General features: G+C 38.7%; 2 protein-coding genes and 1 pseudogene. All 3 read left to right on the top strand.

Annotation, left to right across the window (positions count from 1 at the left end; translation table 11 throughout):
- On the top strand, positions 1 to 930 hold a 930-nt coding region (locus BWI44_RS15645; RefSeq protein ID WP_286814973.1), incomplete at its 5' end, for an RHS repeat-associated core domain-containing protein.
- Positions 927 to 1,514 carry a hypothetical protein gene (locus BWI44_RS15640; protein WP_225982724.1) on the top strand — a complete coding sequence of 196 codons (588 nt, stop codon included), beginning with the start codon at positions 927 to 929 and terminating at the stop codon, positions 1,512 to 1,514. The genes BWI44_RS15645 and BWI44_RS15640, both read left to right, overlap by 4 nt.
- Before the next feature lie 107 nt (positions 1,515 to 1,621).
- Positions 1,622 to 1,857 (top strand): annotated as a pseudogene (locus tag BWI44_RS15635) (hypothetical protein); the annotation flags it as partial.

The raw sequence follows: 1,857 nt of genomic DNA, 5'->3' as shown, positions 1-1,857 counted from the left end.
CTGACTGATGAGGGTTATGTTACTTTGAGTGACAGCAAGTATCATTACTACTTGAAAGACCATCAGGGTAATAACCGGGTAGTCATCAACCAGAGCGGCACGGTAGAGGAGACGAACCATTACTATCCGTTCGGTGGTGTGTTTGCAAGTTCAGGCAATGTGCAGCCTTACAAGTACAACGGCAAGGAGCTTGATGCGAAGAAAGGGTTGAACTGGTATGACTACGGTGCAAGGCATTATGATGCGGCGCTGGGGAGGTTTACGACGGTGGATCCGTCTGCGGAAAACTATTATTCAACGAGCCCGTTTACTTACTGTTTAAATAATCCGTTGAATTATATTGATCCGTTGGGAACTGATACTGTAGATGTAAAGGACGTTGATTGGAATAAATTTGATCCGAAGAAGGACGTTGTGGCTTTGGATGAGGTGGCTGTTTCTGTACCTAATGCTTTGACAAAAGTAGGGACTAGAGCTTTAGAACCAATTTCCGGCTTTTGGGGGTATGTGGGTTATTATCTTTTAGATATTGGCTCTACCTATCATAGTGAACAAACGCGGTTTACATATAAGGTAGGAACAGATGGAGTAATAACGGGTGTTGCTCCAATGGTGGGAACCCCTCCTTTGCCTGGTTTTGCAAAGACGTCAAATTTGAATACAATTAGAGGATTATGGAGTTTGACCAAACAAGGATCCTCTAAAGTAATGAAACATCCCATTAGAGGTCTATTTTATAAAAGTAAATCAGATGGGCTATGGTGGGTAAAAGACCAGACAAAGCATGGCGGTAGTTTTTATAAAGTTTATAAAGAGACAAATAAAGGCTTAGAATGGCATAAAGATGCTGATAAGTATGGAAATTTCATAATTAATAAACATAAAAGTGATGTAGGGATTTTTATCCCATGGAAGGAGCTTTCGAAATGAGAAAACAGATATTAAAAATGCAAGAAGGTGAATCTTTCCCATTCTGTTGGGTAAAGTTTGATTCTGATTCTTGTATTGATGTTCAAGGGCATAAAATCGAAATATACATAAAAAAAGATTCAGTTAGCATTGACGACATGAAATCTCTATTTTGTGATTTGTTTGGTACAGTTGTAGATGAATTATCTATCTTTAGTCCATCATGGTGGGACTTTTGCATAGATACTTGGAATATTCAAGAGAATACATTTTGCTACGACCCTCAATTTTTGTCTAAAGAAACGGTATCTTATTTGCATATCTTGCAAGATTCGAATATTGCTAAAGGATATTCTGGCTGTTGTGTCTGTAATGATTGGGATACTTACCTATCTGTTGCATTAGATTGTATTATGAAAGGAATTGCTCCTTATGGAAACTTTATATATAACTCAAAGGAACAATTCTTCTTCTATTTTCATCATACCGGTAGTATAGGGCTTTATTATGAAAATGAAACTCCATCTATATTTGCATTAAGAAAGAATGATAAATATGAGGTGTTATCTTGCTCTGATGTGAGTAGATTATCTCAAATAGAATGATTTTTAATCGCTATCCTAACATCAGATATCCTATATCTTACATGTTAGGATAGCCTTTTTCAGATTTAACCGAAGGAATTAGCAGCATTCAATATAATGTATTAAATTTGCCAACGGGCGTCACTTTTGCTTCCGGCGGTTTCATACAGCATGGCTATACTGCCGACGGCATCAAGCGGCGCATGATGTATAAGGAGGCAGATGGTTCGGGCAATCCGGTTCCTACTGTGTATTGCGGCAATGTGGTCTATGAAAACGGTGTTGCCAGGCTTCTTCTTACGGAAGAGGGGTATGTTACGCTTTCGGACAAGAAGTACCACTATTACCTGCAGGACCATCAGGG

The organism is Bacteroides sp. Phil13, assembly GCF_001940965.1.
GTDB classification, from domain to species: domain Bacteria; phylum Bacteroidota; class Bacteroidia; order Bacteroidales; family Bacteroidaceae; genus Bacteroides; species Bacteroides intestinalis.
Note: the sequence above shows the minus strand (reverse complement) of the source record. Positions and strands in the feature narration are given on the sequence as shown.

Bases quoted from the DNA above. Each gene is read 5' to 3' on its own strand.
- BWI44_RS15640 (WP_225982724.1), top strand. From the start codon at position 927: ATGAGAAAACAGATATTAAAAATGCAAGAAGGTGAATCTTTCCCATTC.